The 19,562-nt window shown below is 30.1% G+C and carries 19 protein-coding genes; 4 read left to right on the forward strand and 15 right to left on the reverse strand.

Annotated elements, in window-relative coordinates:
• The first annotated feature begins 103 nt into the window (after nucleotides 1–103).
• On the forward strand, nucleotides 104–916 hold the full coding sequence (locus M9Q43_RS09295) for a hypothetical protein (RefSeq protein WP_262318654.1): 813 nt from the start codon (nucleotides 104–106) through the stop codon (nucleotides 914–916).
• Between the two features lie 65 nt (nucleotides 917–981).
• On the forward strand, nucleotides 982–1,473 hold the full coding sequence (locus M9Q43_RS09300; RefSeq protein WP_262318655.1) for a porin family protein: 492 nt from the start codon (nucleotides 982–984) through the stop codon (nucleotides 1,471–1,473).
• A gap of 39 nt (nucleotides 1,474–1,512) precedes the next feature.
• Here the strand turns inward: M9Q43_RS09300 and M9Q43_RS09305 are convergent, their stop codons facing one another.
• The 14 genes from M9Q43_RS09305 to M9Q43_RS09370 all read right to left on the reverse strand — a co-directional run bounded on the left by M9Q43_RS09305 (nucleotide 1,513) and on the right by M9Q43_RS09370 (nucleotide 14,933).
• A complete protein-coding gene (locus tag M9Q43_RS09305; protein ID WP_262318656.1) occupies nucleotides 1,513–1,950 on the reverse strand; it encodes a protease complex subunit PrcB family protein in 438 nt (145 codons plus the stop codon).
• On the reverse strand, nucleotides 1,943–3,079 hold the full coding sequence (gene bshA / locus M9Q43_RS09310) for an N-acetyl-alpha-D-glucosaminyl L-malate synthase BshA (RefSeq protein ID WP_262318657.1): 1,137 nt from the start codon (nucleotides 3,077–3,079) through the stop codon (nucleotides 1,943–1,945). The genes M9Q43_RS09305 and bshA overlap by 8 nt, the downstream gene beginning before the upstream one ends.
• Nucleotides 3,080–3,081: 2 nt before the next feature.
• The gene (locus tag M9Q43_RS09315; RefSeq protein WP_262318658.1) at nucleotides 3,082–3,867 is read right to left on the reverse strand and encodes a DUF6090 family protein; all 786 of its coding nucleotides are present in this window, start codon (nucleotides 3,865–3,867) and stop codon (nucleotides 3,082–3,084) included.
• Between the two features lie 15 nt (nucleotides 3,868–3,882).
• Nucleotides 3,883–4,338 (reverse strand): DUF1801 domain-containing protein, encoded by a 456-nt coding sequence (locus M9Q43_RS09320; RefSeq protein WP_262318659.1) that lies wholly within the window; start codon nucleotides 4,336–4,338, stop codon nucleotides 3,883–3,885.
• A 33-nt stretch (nucleotides 4,339–4,371) separates the two neighbouring features.
• Entirely contained in the window at nucleotides 4,372–7,260 is a 2,889-nt protein-coding gene (locus M9Q43_RS09325; RefSeq protein ID WP_262318660.1) for a glycoside hydrolase family 3 N-terminal domain-containing protein, read from the reverse strand.
• Between the two features lie 82 nt (nucleotides 7,261–7,342).
• The gene (locus M9Q43_RS09330; protein WP_262318661.1) at nucleotides 7,343–7,825 is read right to left on the reverse strand and encodes an ABC transporter ATPase; all 483 of its coding nucleotides are present in this window, start codon (nucleotides 7,823–7,825) and stop codon (nucleotides 7,343–7,345) included.
• A gap of 2 nt (nucleotides 7,826–7,827) precedes the next feature.
• The gene (locus M9Q43_RS09335) at nucleotides 7,828–8,439 is read right to left on the reverse strand and encodes a hypothetical protein (RefSeq protein ID WP_262318662.1); all 612 of its coding nucleotides are present in this window, start codon (nucleotides 8,437–8,439) and stop codon (nucleotides 7,828–7,830) included.
• Between the two features lie 4 nt (nucleotides 8,440–8,443).
• Nucleotides 8,444–9,100 (reverse strand): hypothetical protein, encoded by a 657-nt coding sequence (locus M9Q43_RS09340; protein WP_262318663.1) that lies wholly within the window; start codon nucleotides 9,098–9,100, stop codon nucleotides 8,444–8,446.
• Nucleotides 9,100–9,891: a (Fe-S)-binding protein gene (locus tag M9Q43_RS09345; RefSeq protein ID WP_262318664.1), complete on the reverse strand. Its 792-nt coding sequence runs from the start codon at nucleotides 9,889–9,891 to the stop codon at nucleotides 9,100–9,102. Before M9Q43_RS09345 ends, M9Q43_RS09340 begins: the two co-directional genes overlap by 1 nt.
• 41 nt (nucleotides 9,892–9,932) lie before the next feature.
• Nucleotides 9,933–10,379, reverse strand: a complete 447-nt coding sequence (locus M9Q43_RS09350) for an LNS2 domain-containing protein (protein ID WP_262318665.1) — start codon at nucleotides 10,377–10,379, stop codon at nucleotides 9,933–9,935.
• 22 nt (nucleotides 10,380–10,401) lie between these two features.
• Entirely contained in the window at nucleotides 10,402–11,727 is a 1,326-nt protein-coding gene (locus M9Q43_RS09355) for a (Fe-S)-binding protein (protein ID WP_262318666.1), read from the reverse strand.
• 11 nt (nucleotides 11,728–11,738) lie between these two features.
• Nucleotides 11,739–12,692: an MlaD family protein gene (locus M9Q43_RS09360; RefSeq protein WP_262318667.1), complete on the reverse strand. Its 954-nt coding sequence runs from the start codon at nucleotides 12,690–12,692 to the stop codon at nucleotides 11,739–11,741.
• A gap of 34 nt (nucleotides 12,693–12,726) precedes the next feature.
• Nucleotides 12,727–13,842, reverse strand: a complete 1,116-nt coding sequence (locus tag M9Q43_RS09365) for an N-acetylmuramoyl-L-alanine amidase family protein (protein ID WP_262318668.1) — start codon at nucleotides 13,840–13,842, stop codon at nucleotides 12,727–12,729.
• Between the two features lie 2 nt (nucleotides 13,843–13,844).
• Complete coding sequence (locus tag M9Q43_RS09370) at nucleotides 13,845–14,933, reverse strand: N-acetylmuramoyl-L-alanine amidase family protein (protein WP_262318669.1); 1,089 nt, start codon at nucleotides 14,931–14,933, stop codon at nucleotides 13,845–13,847.
• 86 nt (nucleotides 14,934–15,019) lie between these two features.
• Here M9Q43_RS09370 and M9Q43_RS09375 point away from each other — a divergent pair, with 86 nt between their 5' ends.
• Nucleotides 15,020–17,689: a putative LPS assembly protein LptD gene (locus M9Q43_RS09375; protein ID WP_408611251.1), complete on the forward strand. Its 2,670-nt coding sequence runs from the start codon at nucleotides 15,020–15,022 to the stop codon at nucleotides 17,687–17,689.
• Between the two features lie 24 nt (nucleotides 17,690–17,713).
• A complete protein-coding gene (locus M9Q43_RS09380; RefSeq protein WP_262318671.1) occupies nucleotides 17,714–18,094 on the forward strand; it encodes a RidA family protein in 381 nt (126 codons plus the stop codon).
• Nucleotides 18,095–18,130: 36 nt separating this feature from the next.
• On the opposite strand, the gene glmM is transcribed toward M9Q43_RS09380, so the two are convergent.
• The gene (glmM, locus tag M9Q43_RS09385) at nucleotides 18,131–19,528 is read right to left on the reverse strand and encodes a phosphoglucosamine mutase (RefSeq protein ID WP_262318672.1); all 1,398 of its coding nucleotides are present in this window, start codon (nucleotides 19,526–19,528) and stop codon (nucleotides 18,131–18,133) included.
• Nucleotides 19,529–19,562: the final 34 nt, after the last annotated feature.

The following is a 19,562-nucleotide window of genomic DNA, read 5'->3' on the forward strand; positions in this document are numbered from 1 at the left end:
TACAAATTTAGTATATTTAGCTAACTAATTTCTTTCAAAATGTAAAAAAACTAAAAATCAATTGAAGAGTTTTCATATATTAGCCAAACTAAAACTATTTTTTATGAAAAAAATTCACTTTTTATTTATTTTTTCAGTTCTTATGTTGCTTTCATCGTGTTCAAGTGACGATTCTGTTGGTTCGAGCGAAACTTCAACTAATTATCTACCATTAACTAATGAAAATTATTGGACATACAACATAGAAAACGATAGCGAAGGGATGATTACAAATAGTAGAGATTCTCTTTATGTAAATGGAGATATTTTATTTTCTGGAGTTACATTTAAAAAAATGGAAACAGAATCACTACCAAATGGTTTTTATTCAAGTACTTTAAGAAATAATGGCTTACGAGTTGATGGAAGCTCGATTAAATTAAGTGGAAATGCAAGTTATGATTTGGGCTTAGGTACACCAATTAGTTTGGTAATTAATGATTTTATTATTTTAAAAGAGAATGCAGGAGCAAACGAAGTGCTAAGTACTATGAATGGTACTTTTTCGCAAGTTGTTTCTGGCTATGATTTAGATTTTACATATACATTAAAATCCTATAATGTTTCTAAAATTGCTACTTTTACTTCTCCAAATGGTGATTTGTATGAAAATGTTATAAAAACAAAAGTTGTATTAAATTTAAAAATCACAACTACACAAGAATTAGTTGTTGGTCTTCCTCCTGTTACAATTACGGTTTTGTCCCCTCAAGATGTAATTACTTCTTACCAATATTATTCTGAAGATATAGGTATGGTATACACAGATACAAATATTACATACGAAATAGAATCAATTCCTGGTGTTACATTACCAATACCAACAACAGGAAGTCAATCACAAGAAGAGTTTTTAGATACTTACCTAGTTAATTAGTCATTAAATGAGGTTTTGGCACAATCCTTGTAGAATTTTTTCTACATTTGTAAAAACACATTTATATGAAAAAAGTAATTTTATCAGCTTTTATGCTATTAGGTTTAGTATTCAGCACACAAGCACAGGACATTTCTAAAAACGCAATAGGTTTACGTTTAGGAGACAATGACGGTTTTGGAGGTGAGATTTCGTATCAAAGGGGTTTAAGTAAAAACAACCGTTTAGAACTAGATTTAGGTTGGAGAAACAGTAAGCATGTTGATGCTTTTAAATTAGCTGGATTATACCAGTGGGTTTGGAACATTGACGGAGGTTTTAATTGGTATGCCGGTGTTGGTGGTGGTGTTGGAAGTTGGAGTTATGACTACCAAGGTGTAGATGATAGTGGTGTAATTTTATTTGCTGCTGGAGATTTAGGTATAGAATACAACTTTGATTTTCCGTTGCAATTATCATTAGACATTCGTCCAGAGCTTTATTTTAACTCTGATGATTACAGAGAAGATAATTTTGGACCAGACATCGCATTAGGTGTTCGTTACAGATTTAACTAAATAATACAAAAAAGGCTCAAATTAAATTTGAGCCTTTTTTTATTGAATAATTCTTATATTTTTTGCTTTTGGAATAATTGTAATACAATATGGTGAAGTTAAAACCATTGTTACTATATCTCCTTTATTTGGTGCTATTTCTAACTTTTTTATCAAAAGTGTATCATTTTCCCAATTAATAGCTGCAACATCGATACTAAATCCACCTGATTTTTTTTGTCCTTGATTTAAAACTACAACATCGTTTTCTTTAAAATTAACAGTTACTAATTGATTAAATTCAGATTCATCAATTTTTAAGGTTTCGATAAATTTTATATAATCTTCATTATTTGTTATATGCAAATAACTTGCATTTTCAGCACCACCATTTGAGTTTTTATATATCGTAGAAAATGATGTGTTCAAAACTACTGGCTTTGGTGTTGTTGTACATGAAATTAGTAGTAAAACAATAAAAGATGTTATTTTAGTCATTTTTAGAATGTATTGCTTGATAATAAACTTGTTCATATAAAGGCATAATCTGTTGGATATCAAATAATTTTGCCGTTTCTAATGCATTAATTTTAAATTGTTTTAGTTTTTCTTTATCCTTTAATAATGAAATTGCATCGTGACTCATTTTTGAAACATCGCCTACATTACTTAAATAACCCGAAAAACCATCTTTATTCACTTCAGGTAAACCACCTGAATTACTTGAAATAACAGGAACTCCACAAGCCATAGCTTCTAATGCAGCTAAACCAAAACTTTCGGTTTCTGAAGGCAATAAGAACAAATCTGAAAAGCATAAAATTTTATCAATTTCATTACTATTACCAAAGAAAATAACTTTGTTTTGGATGCCTAATTGGCTGCATAAATACTCTGCATTTTCTTTTTCAGGACCTTCTCCAACCATCATTAATTTTGCAGGAACTTCTTTTTGAATCTCGAAAAATATCTTTACAATATCATCAATTCGTTTTACTTTTCTAAAGTTTGAAATATGTGTAACAATCATTTCATTTTCTGCTGCCATTAACGAGCGATGACAAGGTATGTTTTCAACTTGCTTTTCCTTAGTTAATTCGATAAAATTTGGAATAACAACAATATCTTTTTTTATCTCAAACAAACGATGTGTATCGTCTTTTAAGCTTTGGGAAACACTAGTAACAACATCAGATTTATTGATACTAAAACTTACTGCTGGCTTGTAAAATGGATGATTTCCAACTAAAGTAATATCGGTTCCGTGCAATGTAGTTACCATTGGAATATGAATTCCTTCATCAGCCAACATTTGCTTTGCCATGTAACCCGCATATGCATGAGGAATGGCATAATGCACGTGTAAAACATCAATTTTGTACAATTTAACCATATCAACCAACTTGCTAGAAAGCGCTAATTCATAAGGTTGATAGTGAAACAAAGGATATTCTGGAACGTGAACTTCATGATAATGTACATTTGGGTTCAACAAGGCTAATCGCACAGGTTGACTGTAAGTAATGAAATGGATTTCGTGACCTCTCTTGGCTAATTCCAAACCAAGTTCAGTAGCAACAACCCCACTTCCACCAAATGTAGGATAACAAACTATAGCAATTTTCATATTTATTTTTTTATTTCTTTTTCGATTAAATCTAAAATATTATTAATCTTCTTTTTTAGTGCTAAAGACTGTAAATTAGTAACATGATTAGCAGTAATTGCTCTTGAAATTATTGATTCAATCTCAGGGTTGTTCAATACACTTTCCACATTTACACTTCGCTTAGATTTTCCTATTTCTAATTTTTGACGAACGTTTTTATCAAGTATATAAATTGGAACTGATTTATTTTTATATTGATTATTTGCTAAATCTCTATAAATATTAAGCCTAATTATAAAAGGAAAGTTTACATTAAGTGTCATTTTTTGCCATTCTAACTCCATTTCTCTTAGTGACATTACATCTGATGTCCAATTTGAAAGGCTATTTTTTAATTTCAAATTATTAATTAACTGCAAATTTCCAGATACTATTAAATCGTTTGAAATAGGATCAAATGTTGGATCTAAAGTTAGTACACTCAAATTATTATACAAAGTATCTTTATTAACATTTAAAGGATTGTCAATCATTTTTAGAACTTTTTCAGACGAGTTGATAATTTGAGAACTTAGAACTATTTTTTCATCTAATTGAACAAGATTTGATTTAAATTCTGCTCTTAATTGTTTTAAAATAACTTGTTCTTTAATTAAATTTTTTCTGTTTTCATTCCAGTTATTGACTTGTAAAGCTATCAATATTCCTATTACAACTAGAAAAATTTCTCCAATTGCATAAATAGAATATTTTCCAAATTTTGATTGGATTAAATTATTTCTTTGCTTTTTTAAAAAATTAATCATTTAATATTTTTTAGTTTATTTTCTAAAAGCCGCTTCGTAAGTTGCTATCCATTGGTCTACAGAAATTTTTTTAACCAATTCACCAATCAATTCAAACGGAATATTATCAGGTTTTTTAAATCGGATACAACTTTTCCCCATATCTAATTTTTGCTTAGAATATTTTGGATATTCAGCCACAAACCAGTCGTGTAATTCAGGATTAGCATAAATACACATGTGATAAAAATTAATACTATTCTTTTGACTTGCAAACGACATAAATGGTAAAGGCAATTCTGGCGTACAATGATATCCTTTTGGATAAATAGAATGTGGCACAACATATCCAACCATTCCATAACTAATACATTCTTGAAAACCTTTTGGAAGGTTTTCTAAAATTATATTTCTTAATTTTTGCAACGCTTCTCTTCTATCTTCTGGAGCTTCGTTTATGTATTGATCTACTGTTGTTGCTTCTGATGTCATGTTTAGATTTTTAGAACGTTAGAATTTTAGTTATTATTCTATAATACTCTCATAAATCACTTTTTGAATATTTTCTCTTATATTTTCTTTAGATAATTTATTTGATGCATTTGAATCGGGAAATGTTCTGTTGGATAAAAAAACGTATACTATTTCCTTTTCTGGATCAGCCCATGTCATCGTTCCAGTAAATCCAGTATGTCCAAAACTTGTTAAAGATACACAACCACAAGTTGGTCCTTCATTTCCTAATTGCGGTTTATCAAAGCCAACTCCTCTTCTATTGCCATCTTTACAAAAATAACAGGTATTGAACTTTTGTAATGTTTCTTCTGTAATAAATTGTTTACCGCCATAGCTTCCTTTTTGCAGATACATTTGCATCACTTTTGCAATGTCTAAAGCGTTTGAAAATAATCCAGCATGACCCGAAATTCCGCCTTGCATTGCTGCTGCCATATCATGAACATATCCATGAACTTTTTGATATCTAAAGTAATTGTCATTTTCGGTAGGAATCACAATACTTTTATCAAATTTATGTAACGGATTATAGGTTAAAGAAGTTGCCCCTAAATACTTATAAAAATTGTTTTCTGCTAAATATTCTAATGATTTTCCATTTTCTCTTTCTAAATATTCTTTGAATAAAATAAATGAAAAATCACTGTATTTATATTGTTTTTTTGGCAAAAGCTCACTATTTGCAATTACTTTTAAAATAGTGTCGTTATAGTCTCTTCTCAAATATAAATCTTCGGCAACTTTTAACTGAAATTCAACTGTAGGACGCGTTCTATAATATTTTTCACTAGGTTTATTTAAACTATCCAAAGTTGCTTTATAAAACGGAATCCAAGGTTGAAAACGTGCTTGATGTGTTAACATATCCAAAACTGTTGCGTCTTCTTTATTTGAACCTTTAAAAACGGGTAGCATTGCTTTTAATTTGGTTTCCAATGTTAAATTACCTTTGTCAAATTCTTGCATTATATTTGGCAATGTTCCAATAATTTTTGTTAAAGATGCAATATCGAACAAATCAGTATTTTTTACTTTTTCAGCTCCTTCTTCATAGGTATGATTTCCAAACGATTTTTGATACACAACTTTTCCTTTTCGAGCCACAACAACTTGTAAACCTGGTGTCATTTTTTTATCGATAGCAAATTTAGCAATAGAATCTATTTTGGTTAAAATTTTAGAATCCATTCCCACATTTTCAGGTATTTCAAAACCTAATCTTTGAATGGCAAGCGTTTCTATTCCTTCATTTACTTTGAAGTGTTCTTCAATTGAAACTGGTAATTTTCCTTTAGAACCAATTGCACCAAAAATAATTTGTGGAACTACAGTTTGTGAAATAGCATTATTTTGATAACCAACAATGATTGTTTCAATTGATTCAAAATTTTTGATGGTCAACAATGAATAAGGTTTTGTAAAAAATGTTAAAATTACATCATTTTGTTTTCCAATTTGATTAATCCAAAGTAATTCTCTAAATGTCAAATTATGATTTCTCCACGCCCCATCAGATTTGTGATAACCTATAATTACTTTTGTATAGTCTTGCAATTCAACTAATACAGAATCTAAGTTTTTAGAAGTAATTTCAGTAACATTTGCATAATTTTTCAATTGAGTTAAAAACACATCTGAAGAATCATTTCCTAACTTAACATAAGCAATTTTTTCTTTATCTAATTGTGCTACTGGAATTGACTTTGTATCGTTTTTAATTACTGTAACCGCATTTTCATACAACTGATAATTCAATGCTTCAAATTCTACAGCATTCAAATCGTTATATAAATTTTCTAAAGCAATTGGCTGATAATTATGTAAATTTGCTTTGTATTTATAGGCTAAAATCTTCTTAACCGAATAAGCTAAACGTTCTTCAGTTAATCTGCCATCCTTTTTTGCTTCATTAAATTTTTTGATAGCAACCGGGACATTTTCGGCAAAAAGCAAAACATCGTTTCCTGCTAAAAATGCTTCCAAATCAATATCACCTGGTTTTTTAAAATTACTAGCACCTTTCATGTTTAGTGCATCGGTAAAAATCAACCCTTCAAATTGCAATTCATTTTTTAAAATATTTGTTACAACATTATATGAAATTGAAGTTGGATAATTTTCTCTTGGTTCAATGCTTGGTACGTTTAAATGCGCTACCATTACACTGGTTAATCCATTCTTAATTAATTCTTTATACGGATATAATTCAACATCATCTAATCGATTTTTGTCAAATTTCACCACTGGCAATGTATGATGAGAATCGGTTGAAGTGTCACCGTGTCCTGGAAAATGCTTTGCTGTTGCAAAAACACCTTCGTCCTGCAAACCTTTCATTAAAGCTAAAGCTCTGAGTGTTACATTTTCTTTTGTTTCACCAAATGAACGGTTACCAATAATTGGATTTTTTGGATTTGTATTAATATCTACAACCGGTGCAAAATTGAAATGAATTCCCATTCGTTTTGATTGTTTTGCCATCTGATTTCCTGCTTTTTCAATCAATTTCATGTCTTGAATGGCACCAAGTGTCATATTCCATGGGTAACGATAGGTTGAATCTAATCGCATACTCAAACCCCATTCGGCGTCAATACCAATAAACATTGGAACTTTTGATTTGGCTTGATAACGGTTTGTCAATTTTGCTTGACGTACTGGTCCTCCTTGAAAAAAGATTAAACCACCAATTTTATTTTCTTCCACCAATTTATCAATTGACTTGTTGTGTGCTTCATCTTTATTAGAATAAGCAGCGACCATAAACAGTTGTCCTACTCTTTCTTCAAATGAAAGTTGGTTATAAACGCTATCCACCCAAACTTCTTGTGAAAGATTAGATTTTTTTTGTGCAAATGAAACAACTGAAAAAAGTATAAAAATGAATATATATCGCATGAAATCAGGGTTTTGTATAATAAAAAAATCATCATTAAAATTGGTTTAATGATGATTTTCAAATATAGTTTAAATATTCGTTTTAGAAAAATCTATTATGCCAACTTTCGTTAGCAGGAACTTCCCAAAAATCTTGCCATTCTCCAACTGTGTTAACTAAATTATTAAAAACAATTGTGTTTCCAGAAACAGCTTTTTCTTTGGCTAATTTTTTAAATTCGATTAGTGGTTTAAATGCAACGTGTTCGCCCATTTTAAAGGTAACATTCATTTTGTCCAATAAATCAACTTCATATTTTTGTTCCAAATTTTGAATAAACTGAACAGAAGCATCAATAGAACAACCTGTAGCTGCTTGAGTTTCCTGATTTACTGCAATTATAATAAAACGATTGTATTTTGTTACAAAAGAAGCTTCTAATTGTTGTCCGTGTGCAGACCAATCTTCTAAAAAAGAAGTCAAATCTTTTTCAATTTCTTGAATTTCTTCATCAGAGAACTTTCTATTGGATTGGTAAATCCAAATTTTCGCATCTTCTGGTAATGTATCAAATGGTACGTACATTGTTATTTTTTTATAATATCTGTTACAACTTTATATGTAACAAACTTTGCTAATTTAGCATCAAATAATTCTAATTCGTAGTAATAAACTTCTAAGGCATCATTTGTTTTTAATACTTTGTCAGTTAGTAAAAATGCGTTATCAAAACCACTTAATAAAATAAATTGATTCATTTTTCCTGAAGCTTCTTTTACTGAAAACGTTAAAAATTGTTCTGATTTAATTTCAGTTAATTTACCAGAAATCATTGCATCTGGTTCGTCTTCTATATATTCTTCATCACCACTATCATCTGAATCATCCATCATAAATTTAAAAACTGTAGGACATTTTGTTCCCATTTTTAAACCAATATCATATCCTAATTGTTCCATTTTTTTATCGTCAGTGATAACATTTTTGCCATAATGTTTTTCAACATCTTTTTCATATTTATTCATAGCTTCTAAAATACACAAGCCTAAAGTCAACTCCATATTATCTTTAGTAATCTCTTGTTTAGAAGCACATTCGCAACCTACATCAGACATTTTATCGGTCAATTGTTCTTTAGTTAATTTTTGTGCAAAAATTGAACTTGATGTAAGTAATACTAGTAAAAGTAATTTTTTCATTTATTTATAATTTGATTAGATTAGTAATTATTTTAAAGGTTAAAAATTTATTTAATTTGAAATCATAAAGTTCAGTTATATAATAATATACCTTTACTTTATCGTTTTGTAATAATACATTATCTGTAATTAAAAACGAATTATCAAAATTATTTAATAAAACGAAATTATTAATTCTACCAGAATCTTCTTTAACCGTAATGTATAGATAACTTTCGATTTTGGTTTCGAAAAAAACACCTGTTATATTTGTATCTTCTTCAACTAATTCAACATCAGTTAAGTTGTTTGATGATTTAGATTCTTTTTTAGAATAATCTGAAATGATTTCTTGAACAAACTTTTCATCACTCATGATTAGCTCAAGTACTTCAGGACAAACATCCATCATTTCTTCTCCAACATCTTCTCCAACTTTTTCAATTAAATCTTTGTTTATTTTTTCTGATTTATATGCTTTTAACAACTCTGATTTGTGTGCATTCATTGCTTCAATTAGGCAAATTCCAAGACCAATTTTAACATTGTCTTTTTTAATTTCGCCTTTTGAAACACATTCACAAGTGTTTTTTGTTACTTTTTGTACCACTTCGTCTTTTTTTCTATCTTGAGCAAAAGAAAAAGAAATAGTAAACAAAAATAATATAATTATTTTATACATTATAAATCTTGAGCATTAGCGATTAATTCTGCAACGTCAAGAACTTTAACTGAAGCTTCTTTTTCTTTGTGCTTGATTCCGTCAGTTAACATAGTATTGCAAAATGGACAACCAGCAGCAATGATTTCTGGCTGTGTTTCTAAAGCATCTTCAGTTCTTTCAATATTGATGTCTTTATTTCCTTTTTCAGGCTCTTTAAACATTTGAGCTCCACCTGCACCACAACATAACCCATTTGCACGCGAACGTTTCATTTCTACTAATTCAGCATCTAATTTTTGAATTAATTCGCGAGGAGCTTCATACGTATTATTGGCTCTTCCTAAATAACATGGATCGTGAAAAGTAATTCTTTTTCCTTTGAATTGACCACCTTCGATAGCTAATTTGCCTTCATTTAGTAATGCTTTAATGAATTCTGTATGGTGTAAAACTTCGTATTTTCCACCTAATTCTGGATATTCATTTTTTAATGTATTAAAACAATGTGGGCAAGCTGTAACAATACGTTTTACTTCGTAGGCATTCATTACTTCAATATTAGTCATAGCTTGCATTTGAAACAAGAATTCATTTCCTGCTCTTTTTGCTGGATCACCTGTACAACTTTCTTCTGTTCCTAAAACAGCGAAAGAAACATTTGCTCTGTTTAATATTTTAACAAAGGCTTTTGTGATTTTTTTTGCTCTATCATCAAAACTTCCTGCGCATCCTACCCAAAACAAAACATCTGGTTGTTTGCCTTGTGCCATCATTTCGGCCATTGTAGGAACTATTAAATTTTCTGACATATTAGAATATGTTTAATTGTTAAATTGGGATTTACTTTTAATTATTCGTGATGTTCGTCGTCAAATACTTGTATGGTAACTTCTTTATCTACTAAATCGGTAAATTTTCCTCTGTAACGAGTTGCTTTAACCAAGTGATTGTCAATCCAGTGGTAGTTTCCTCCTCTTGGTTTTCCCATCAACATTCCGTGGTATTTGAATCCGTGTAATTTCAACCACGTTTCAGTTACTTCTCTGTGTGCTTCTGTTCTTGATGTAAAAAAGAAAATTATATGTCCTTCATCGTACCATTTGTTCAAAGTTACCAATGCATCTGGATATACGGCTGCAGTAACCATTCGCTCTGGTTCTTCATTTGGAATATCATCGCAGATAGTTCCGTCGATATCAATTAAGTAATTTTTTATTCCTTCAGGTAATATTGGACTCAATTGCTCTCCATTTACAGATATAGCCTGTAATTTCCCTTCGATTTCTTCTTGTTTCATTATTATTCTAAATAGTGTGTGTTTATTCTTCGTTAGCCCAGTTTAAGCGATCCATTTGGTTATATTGCCAAGGAGCACCATTGTTTTCAATATTTGTCATCACGTTGTTTAATTCAGTTGGAGCAGCACTTTGTTCCATTACTAAATAACGACGCATATCTATAATAATTGAAAGAGGACTAATATTAATTGGACATTCTTCTACGCAAGCGTTACAAGAAGTACAAGCCCATAATTCTTCGGTTGTGATATAATCATTTAATAATGATTTTCCATCTTCTACAAAAACACCTTTATTTAAATCGATATTTTTACCAACTTCTTCAAGCCTATCTCTTGTATCCATCATTATCTTTCTTGGCGATAATTTTTTACCGGTTTGATTTGCAGGACACGATGAAGTACAACGTCCACATTCGGTACAGCTGTATGCGTTTAATAATTGCACCCAATTTAAATCTTGCACATCTGAAGCTCCAAACTTAGCTGGAACTGCGTCTGGATTTGCTGGTGCAGCAAATGGATCGGCCGTTGGATCCATCATTAATTTTACTTCGTTTGTAACACTTTCTAAGTTATCTAATTTCCCTTTTGCATTCAAATCGGCAAAATAAGTATTTGGAAACGCCAATAAAATATGTAAATGTTTAGAAAAATATAAATAATTCAAGAAAATTAAAATTCCTATAATGTGTAACCACCAAGCTATTCTTTCGATAACAACTACCAAGCTTTCGCTCATTCCATTAAAAATTGGTGCAATAAATTGCGATATTGGAAAACTTCCTGCTTGATTATAATGGCCAATTCCTAAATTTTGCAAATGTAAATCGGCTGCATTCATCAATAAGAATAACGACATCAATACCATTTCAAAATATAAAATATAATTTGCGTCGTTCTTTGGTTTACCTTTCAAATCAGAACTTGTAAAACGAGCTAATTTAGTTACATTTCTTCTAATCCAAAATACAATTACTGCAACTAATACTAAGAATGCTAAAATTTCGAATGAACCAATTAAAATATCATAGAAAACGCCCATGAAAGAAAGTACTCGATGCGTTCCAAAAAGTCCATCAATAATAATTTCAATTACCTCAATATTGATAATTACGAAACCAACATAAACAATAATATGTAAAAAACCTGCAATTGGTCGTTTCACCATTTTAGATTGTCCAAGTGCAACCATAGTCATATTTTTCCATCGTTCAGAGGAATTATCGCTACGATTTACATCTCGCCCTAAATTAATATTTCGGATTAATTTTTTAACATTGATTGTAAAATAACCAATTCCAATTGCAAGTAGCAATGCGAAGAAAATATTATCTAAAAAGTTCATATTAAGTGTTTTTACTTTTTAATTGTATCGTTAATTGGTGCAACATAAGGTTTGTTTTTCTTTCCAAACAAAGAAACATTTACATATCTTGTTGGATTTAAACGCAAATCTTGTAACAATAATTCAAGTTCATTTGAAGCTTTAGAAAAATTATTATACATGGTTTCGTCTTTCATTAATTTACCCATTGTACCTTTACCTTGCTCCATTTCTGCCATTAATTTATCAACACTTGCCAAGGTTTTTTCCAAATTCTTAACTGTTTGACCTAAGTTAGCTTTTGCAAGTGAATCAGACATAACAACCAAATTTGCAGAAGTTTTGTCAAAATTTGAAATTACAGAACCTAATTTTGTTTTATTAGTTGCTACAATTTCATTAAGATTTTTTGAAACTGCACTAAACTCCGAAAGCGTATTATTTAATTCTGCAATACTGTTTTTTAAATTTTGCTTGGTTTGATTGTCTAAAATGCCATTAACATTTGTAAATAATACATCGGCATTATCTAACAATTTTTGAATTTTATCTTGTAATGGTTCTAACTGTTGTGCCAAAGCGTCTGTTAATCCTAATTTGCTTGAAGCTTGAAGATAATCACCCGATTGTGTGTAATTTTTATCTTGAAGATTAGGTTTAATAGCAATTTGTCTTCCTCCTACTAATCCTGAATCATAAATTTCAGCAATGCTAGATTTTGCAATAGGAAAATCTGTTGTAATGTGAAGTTCTACCAATAGTTTTCCGTCTGGATTAATGGTAATAGAATTTACTTTACCAATAGTTAAACCATTTAGTGTGACTGGTGCCGAAGTTGCTAAACCAGCAACATTCTCGTAAACTACGAATAATTTATTGCTATTATCAAATAGATTTTTTCCTTTTAGAAAATTGTATCCCCAAATAAATAAAATAATGGATACGATAACTAAAATTGCGGTCTTAATTTCTTTTGTTAGTTTCAAAGCAAATATTTTTTAACAAAAATAAACTTTTATTTTATTTAATAGCATCAGAAACGCTTATTTTTATTCCATCTTTATAAGCAACCACAAAGGCTGAAGTATAACCTTTTTGTTTTGCTTCTTCTAATCTTTTTTTAGAATCTTCGTATGATTTTTCAGAACCATAAAAATATTTATACAATTTACCAGATTGCTCTATCGAAATATTTTTTAATCCTTTAAAATTAGATGGTGTTGTCGCTAATTTTTTAGCACTTGCCGAAATTTGTACTTTAAAAATAACTCCTTTATTTGTTGTATTTTCAACTTGTTTTGGTTGTTCTTTTGGTGTAACTTTTTCTTCAAAAGGAGTTATTTTAACGGGTTCTTTTTCTTTAACCACTGGTTCGTTTGTTGGATTAAAAAATTCGTTTTTATAATCTAATATTGAACCTGCAATTGCTTCGGCTAATTTTTCTTGACCTTGTTCTGAATTTAAAAAAGCACCTTCTTCTTTATTAGAAACAAATCCCATCTCTATCAAAACACGAGGCATTGTTATTTGTCGTAATACTAAAAATCCTGCTTGCTTTACACCTCTGTTTTTGTTGTTTGTTTTTTTTGTAAAAAACTGTTGTACTCTTCCTGCTAATTCAATACTTTGATCTAAATGTTCTTCTTGCAAAATTGAAATTCCAATCACAGATTCTGGCGAATTTGGATCAAATCCATCATATTTTATTTTATAATCAGATTCTAAAGTAACTACTTCATTTTCCATTTTTGCTACTTCTAAATTTGAAGTATTTCGGGTAATTCCCATTACATAAGTTTCGTTTCCTGAAGCAGATTGATTTTTATTGGCGTTGCAATGCATTGAAACAAAAATACTGCCTTTTGATTTATTAGCAATGTTTGCTCTTTGCTGTAATTCGATAAAAACATCAGATTTTCTGGTATAAATTACGTCTATTTGTGGATCTTTCTCTAAAATTTCACCTACTTTTAAAACGGTTTTTAATGCAATATTTTTTTCAATATTTCCATGATATACTGCGCCATAATCTTTTCCACCGTGTCCAGCATCTAAAACTACTTTAAACTTTGCAGTTTGACTTTGAACATGTGAAATATTGAATAAAATTAGTACAACTAAAATCTTTTTTATCATTGTTATTTATTTTCAAAAGTTACAATATAAGCCGATTTATATCCTTTCTTTTTTGCTTCTTCCAATAGTTTTTTACATGATTCATAATCTGTTTCATTTCCATAAAAATACTTGTATAATTTATTTTCGTGTTCAACAGAAATATTTTTTAATCCTTTAAAATTGGCTGGTTTTGTATCTATATTCTTTGTTCCAGCTTCTAGTTGTACTTTATAAATTGTTTTCTTAGCAACCGAAACTTCCTCAACATTAGAATTACTTAATCCTGGTAAATCTTGATTAAGAATTGGTGCTTCTATAGTGCTATTTTCTATTGAGGCTGAATGAAAATTATTTTTATAGGTAATAATTGCCTCTGAAATAGATTTCGACATTTCTTCTTTTCCTTCCTCTGAACTAATATATTTTCCTTCTTCTGGATGTGATACAAAACCAAGCTCAATTAATACACCAGGCATAACAGTTGCATCTAATACCCAAATAGGTTGTTGCTTTACACCTCTTGAAAATCGATTATTTTTTGAAATAAAATTATTTTCAATTTCAGAAGCTAACTCGATGCTTTGCTCTAAAAATTCTTCTTGTAAAATTTTTAAGCCTAATAATGTTTCAGGGTTATTTGGATCAAAACCTTTATATTTTTCGTTGTAGTCTTCCTCCAAAAAGATTACACCATTTTCCTTTTTAGCAATATCTAAATTTGTATCTGTTCTAGACATTCCCATAACAAATGTTTCAGTTCCTTTTGCTGCTGTACTTTTTACTCCATTACAATGTACCGAAATAAACAAATTAGCTTTAGCTTTATTAGCAATATTTGCTCTTTCACGTAGTTCGATAAAAACATCAGTTTTACGGGTGTAAACCACTGTAATATCTTTATTTTGCTCTAAAATTTTTCCAATTTTAAGTACAACATCTAACACAATATCTTTCTCTTTTATGCTTCCACGCATGGTTCCTGGATCTTTTCCACCATGACCAGCGTCTAAAACTACTTTGAATTTTGGCGTATTTTGACCAAAATTAAGTACTGAAATAAACAAAAAAGCTAATAAAATTAAATATTTAGAGTGGTTTTTATATCGCATAAAGTTATTCCGAGAGATTATAAGTTATAATTTTATTAAAACGTTATTTTTGCAAAAAAATATATGTAAGTTTGACACTTCAAAAAGTGAGCCAAATTTTTACAAAAATACTATTAAAAGCATTGCATACAAAGTTATTTCATATCGTTTTTTCAGTAATTTTACTAACAATAGGAACAACATCTGTTTTTTCTCAAGAAATTAAGTTTACCGATTCTATAAAACTTAATTCTTCTGACCTTATAAAAGTTAAAGATTCTACTGTTCAAGATTCGTCTAAAAAGAAGAAACCTTTTTTAGATGGAATTGTGAATATGAAAGCTAAGGATTATGAAAAAATGGATCAGAAAAAGAAGCAACTTACTTTATACAATGAAGCTTCTATTAAGTATACCGATTTTGACATAAAAGCAGGAAAAATTGTTTATGACTTTGAAAAAAAGCAAGTTTATGCAGGTAGATTAAAAGATTCTGCTGGGAACTATATACAAAGACCCGTTTTTACTCAAGGCGCAAATATAATTGAACCCGATTCTATTGTTTATAACAATGTGAGTGGAAAAGCTTTAATTTGGAATTCAAGAACCAAACAAGGTGAAATGTTCATTAAAGCTGAAATTTCTAAACGTGAAAATGATTCTGTCGTTTTTTTAAAGAATGCTAGATTAACTACTTCAAAAAACATAGATGATCCCGAATATTATTTTTTAGTTCGTAAAGTAAAATTTGTTCCTAAGAAAAAAGTTGTTGCAGGATTAACTAATTTAGTAATTGCTGATGTTCCTACTCCTTTAGGACTTCCATTTGCTTACTTTCCAATGACTGAAGAAAGTGTTTCAGGATTTATCATGCCAACTCCTGGACAGAATAATCGTCAAGGATATTTTTTACAAAATGGAGGATATTACTTTGCATTAAGCGATTATTATGATTTAGCAATCTTAGGAGACTATTATACCAATGGTAGCTATGGATTACGCGCTGAAAGTAGTTATGCAAAACGATACAAATTTGGTGGGCGACTTAATTTTAGGTTTGAAAATAATATTCAAAGTGAGAAAGGTTTTCCTGATTATGTAAAATCAAAACAATACAATATTCAATGGTCGCATAGTCAAGATGCAAAAGCGGCCGCAAATTCAAGATTTTCTGCTTCTGTTAACTTAGGAAGTAGTCAATATTTCAGACAATCTATTAACATGAATAATGTTGGAGCGAGTTTAAACAACAACTTAAGTTCATCTGTTTCTTATTCAAAAACATTTCAGACAGTTCCACAAGTGAACATGTCATTATCTGCAACACATTCTCAAAATACAAATTCACAACAAATTGACATGACATTGCCTACATTTCAAGCAAGTGTTGACCGAATTTTCCCTTTTGCTCCAAAAGATGGAGTTAAAAAAGGTATCATCAAAAATATAAACTTTCAATACAATATAAGAGGTGAAAACAGAATAAAAACAACAGATTCACTCTTCTTTAAACCACAAATGTTTAGAGATGCAAAAACAGGGTTTCAACATAGCATTCCAATTAGTACAAACTTTAAAATTTTCAAATATTTTAGTGTAACTATGGGAGCAGCATATAACGAAGTTTGGGCATTTAATACCATTGAAAAATATTTTAGCACATCTGAAAATAAAGTAATTACAGAAGAACAAAAAGGTTTTGAAACATTTAGAACCTATAATTTTTCAACAGGAATTGGTACAACAATTTATGGAACATTTAATTTTGGTGAAGATAAAAAAATTCAAGCCATTCGACACGTAATGCGACCAAATGTTTCTTATGGTTATACTCCAAGCTTTGAACAATATTATGACACTTATGCTATTGATGCAACTGGATTAACAACTGCAGAATACACAAAATTTGAAAGCGGTTTATTTGGTGCTCCTGGTAACAACTATTCAAACAACTTAGGGTTTTCATTAAGTAATACATTTGAAGCAAAAGTTAAAGATGCAGAAAGTAAAAAAGGTGAAAGTAAAAAGGTAATGTTATTAAATAATTTAAACTTATCAACAAACTATAATTTAGCAGCTGATTCTTTAGCTTGGTCTCCAATTCGAATTTCTGGTGGAACAGAGCTTTTTAAGCAAAAAATGAATGTGAATTTTGCTACTACTCTTGATCCTTATGCGATTGATAATTCTGGTAGAAGAATTGAAAAATTTAATATTGATAACGGAGGTAGCTTGTTTAGAATGACAAGCGCAAACATGACAATAAACTATGCTTTTTCAAGTACAGATACCGAAAAGAAAACAAATCAGCAAAACCAGCAAAATGGTGGAACTGGTGATGATTTATTTGGTACAAGTACTGATTTGAGTGATTCAAGACAAAGTTTGTTTAAAAAAGATGATGAAGATAGTGAAAAAGAAACCTCTACTGAATGGTATGCAACAAAATTACCTTGGGACTTACGTTTAGCATATTCGGTAACTTATAATAATTCAAATCGTCAAAATGAAATTTCTTCAAATTCATTAATGGCTTCTGGAAATATTGAATTAGCCCCACGTTGGAAAGTAGGTTTTTCATCTGGTTATGATTTTAAACAAAAAGGGGTTACTTTTACTCAGTTGCGATTTGAAAGAGATCTAGAAAGTTGGCGCATGAGTTTTAACTGGGTTCCGTTTGGTACAAACACTTATTGGGGATTTTTCATAGGAATATCTTCTTCTGTATTGAGCGATATCAAATATGACAAACGTCAATTACCAGACAGAGTTTTTTAATAGAATTTTGAAATTGAAATAATTATGAAAAAAATAATTTATACCAAAAATGCTCCTGCTCCTATTGGCCCATACAATCAAGCGATTTTAGTCGGAAACACATTATATACATCTGGACAAATTGCCCTTAATCCACTAACAATGGAATTGGTTTTAGATGATATTGAAATAGAAACAAAACAAGTAATGGAAAACATGAAAGCTGTTTTAGCGGCAGCTGATATGACATTCGAAAATGTAATCAAAACTTCTATTTTTATAATGAATATGAACGATTTTACTCGAATAAATTCTATTTATGGAAGTTATTTTGATGAAGCAACTGCTCCAGCTCGAGAAACGGTTCAAGTAGCTTGTTTACCAAAAAATGTAAATATTGAAATTTCAATGATTGCCATAAAATAATAAAAAAGGTCAGATTTAAATCTGACCTTTTTCTTTTTAAATTCTTGCTATTTCTTTTAATTCCTTAACAAATCGTTCTGCTAAAATATCTGCTTCTGATTGTGTTGGTGCTTCTGTATAAATTCTAATAATTGGTTCTGTATTTGATTTTCTCAAATGTACCCATTCTGTAGGAAAATCAATTTTTACTCCGTCGATTGTTGTAATGTTTTCCGATTTATATTTTTCGGTTAACGTAGCTAAAACATGATCTACATCAATTTGAGGTGTTAATTCAATCTTGTTTTTACTCATGTAATATTGTGGATACGAAGCTCTAATTTCGGCAACCGTTTTATCTTGATTTGCTAAATACGTTAAAAATAAAGCAACACCCACCATACTATCTCTTCCATAGTGTGATGACGGATAAATGATTCCTCCATTTCCTTCACCACCAATAATAGCGTTGGTTTTCTTCATTAATTCTACCACGTTTACTTCACCAACAGCGCTTGCTTGGTAAGTTCCACCATGCTTTTCTGTAATATCTCGCAAAGCACGTGAAGACGACATGTTAGAAACTGTATTTCCAGGAGTTTTTGACAAAACGTAATCTGCAACAGCTACTAATGTATATTCTTCGCCAAACATTTCGCCATCATTTGAAATGAAAGCCAATCTATCTACATCTGGGTCAACAACAATTCCAAAATCGGCTTTTTCTTCTACAACTAATTTACAAATATCTCCCAAATGTTCTTTTAAAGGTTCAGGATTGTGTGGAAAATGCCCATTTGGCTCGCAGTATAATTTTACTACTTCAACACCCATTTGTTCCAATAAATTAGGGATAATAATTCCACCAGACGAATTCACACCATCAACTACTACTTTAAATTTCTTCGTTTTTACTAAATCAGCGTCAACCAAAGGTAATTCAAGCACTTCATCAATGTGAATATCCATGTAAGCATTGTTTTCAATAACTTCGCCTAAATTATCAACATCCGAAAAATCAAAAGCTTCGTTCTCGGCAATTTCTAAAATTAATTCTCCTTCTTTTCCACTTAAAAATTCACCTTTTTCGTTTAATAATTTTAGTGCATTCCATTGTTTTGGATTGTGAGAAGCAGTTAAAATAATTCCACCATCAGCTTTTTCCAATGGAACAGCAATTTCAACCGTTGGCGTGGTTGATAAACCCAAATCAATTACATCGATTCCTAATCCAACTAATGTGTTCATCACTAAATTGTGAATCATTGGTCCCGAAATTCGTGCATCTCTTCCAATAACTACTTTTAATCTTTCATTACCTTTTGAAGCATGTCTTATTTTTAAAAAAGAACCATATGCAGATGCAAATTTTACAGCATCAACTGGAGTTAAATTGTCGCCAACCGCACCACCAATTGTGCCACGAATTCCTGATATTGATTTTATTAATGTCATGTGTAGTTTTAATTTTGAAATACAAATATAAAAG

Source organism: Flavobacterium odoriferum (genome assembly GCF_025499515.1).
Lineage (GTDB): Bacteria > Bacteroidota > Bacteroidia > Flavobacteriales > Flavobacteriaceae > Flavobacterium > Flavobacterium odoriferum.

Coding starts and splice junctions, on each gene's coding strand:
- M9Q43_RS09355 (WP_262318666.1), bottom strand. CDS start 11,727: ATGAACTTTTTAGATAATATTTTCTTCGCATTGCTACTTGCAATTGGA.
- M9Q43_RS09330 (WP_262318661.1), bottom strand. CDS start 7,825: ATGTACGTACCATTTGATACATTACCAGAAGATGCGAAAATTTGGATT.
- M9Q43_RS09295 (WP_262318654.1), top strand. CDS start 104: ATGAAAAAAATTCACTTTTTATTTATTTTTTCAGTTCTTATGTTGCTT.
- bshA (WP_262318657.1), bottom strand. CDS start 3,079: ATGAAAATTGCTATAGTTTGTTATCCTACATTTGGTGGAAGTGGGGTT.
- M9Q43_RS09370 (WP_262318669.1), bottom strand. CDS start 14,933: ATGCGATATAAAAACCACTCTAAATATTTAATTTTATTAGCTTTTTTG.
- M9Q43_RS09335 (WP_262318662.1), bottom strand. CDS start 8,439: ATGAAAAAATTACTTTTACTAGTATTACTTACATCAAGTTCAATTTTT.
- M9Q43_RS09340 (WP_262318663.1), bottom strand. CDS start 9,100: ATGTATAAAATAATTATATTATTTTTGTTTACTATTTCTTTTTCTTTT.
- M9Q43_RS09345 (WP_262318664.1), bottom strand. CDS start 9,891: ATGTCAGAAAATTTAATAGTTCCTACAATGGCCGAAATGATGGCACAA.
- M9Q43_RS09365 (WP_262318668.1), bottom strand. CDS start 13,842: ATGATAAAAAAGATTTTAGTTGTACTAATTTTATTCAATATTTCACAT.
- M9Q43_RS09315 (WP_262318658.1), bottom strand. CDS start 3,867: ATGATTAATTTTTTAAAAAAGCAAAGAAATAATTTAATCCAATCAAAA.
- M9Q43_RS09380 (WP_262318671.1), top strand. CDS start 17,714: ATGAAAAAAATAATTTATACCAAAAATGCTCCTGCTCCTATTGGCCCA.
- M9Q43_RS09325 (WP_262318660.1), bottom strand. CDS start 7,260: ATGCGATATATATTCATTTTTATACTTTTTTCAGTTGTTTCATTTGCA.
- glmM (WP_262318672.1), bottom strand. CDS start 19,528: ATGACATTAATAAAATCAATATCAGGAATTCGTGGCACAATTGGTGGT.
- M9Q43_RS09300 (WP_262318655.1), top strand. CDS start 982: ATGAAAAAAGTAATTTTATCAGCTTTTATGCTATTAGGTTTAGTATTC.
- M9Q43_RS09350 (WP_262318665.1), bottom strand. CDS start 10,379: ATGAAACAAGAAGAAATCGAAGGGAAATTACAGGCTATATCTGTAAAT.
- M9Q43_RS09320 (WP_262318659.1), bottom strand. CDS start 4,338: ATGACATCAGAAGCAACAACAGTAGATCAATACATAAACGAAGCTCCA.
- M9Q43_RS09305 (WP_262318656.1), bottom strand. CDS start 1,950: ATGACTAAAATAACATCTTTTATTGTTTTACTACTAATTTCATGTACA.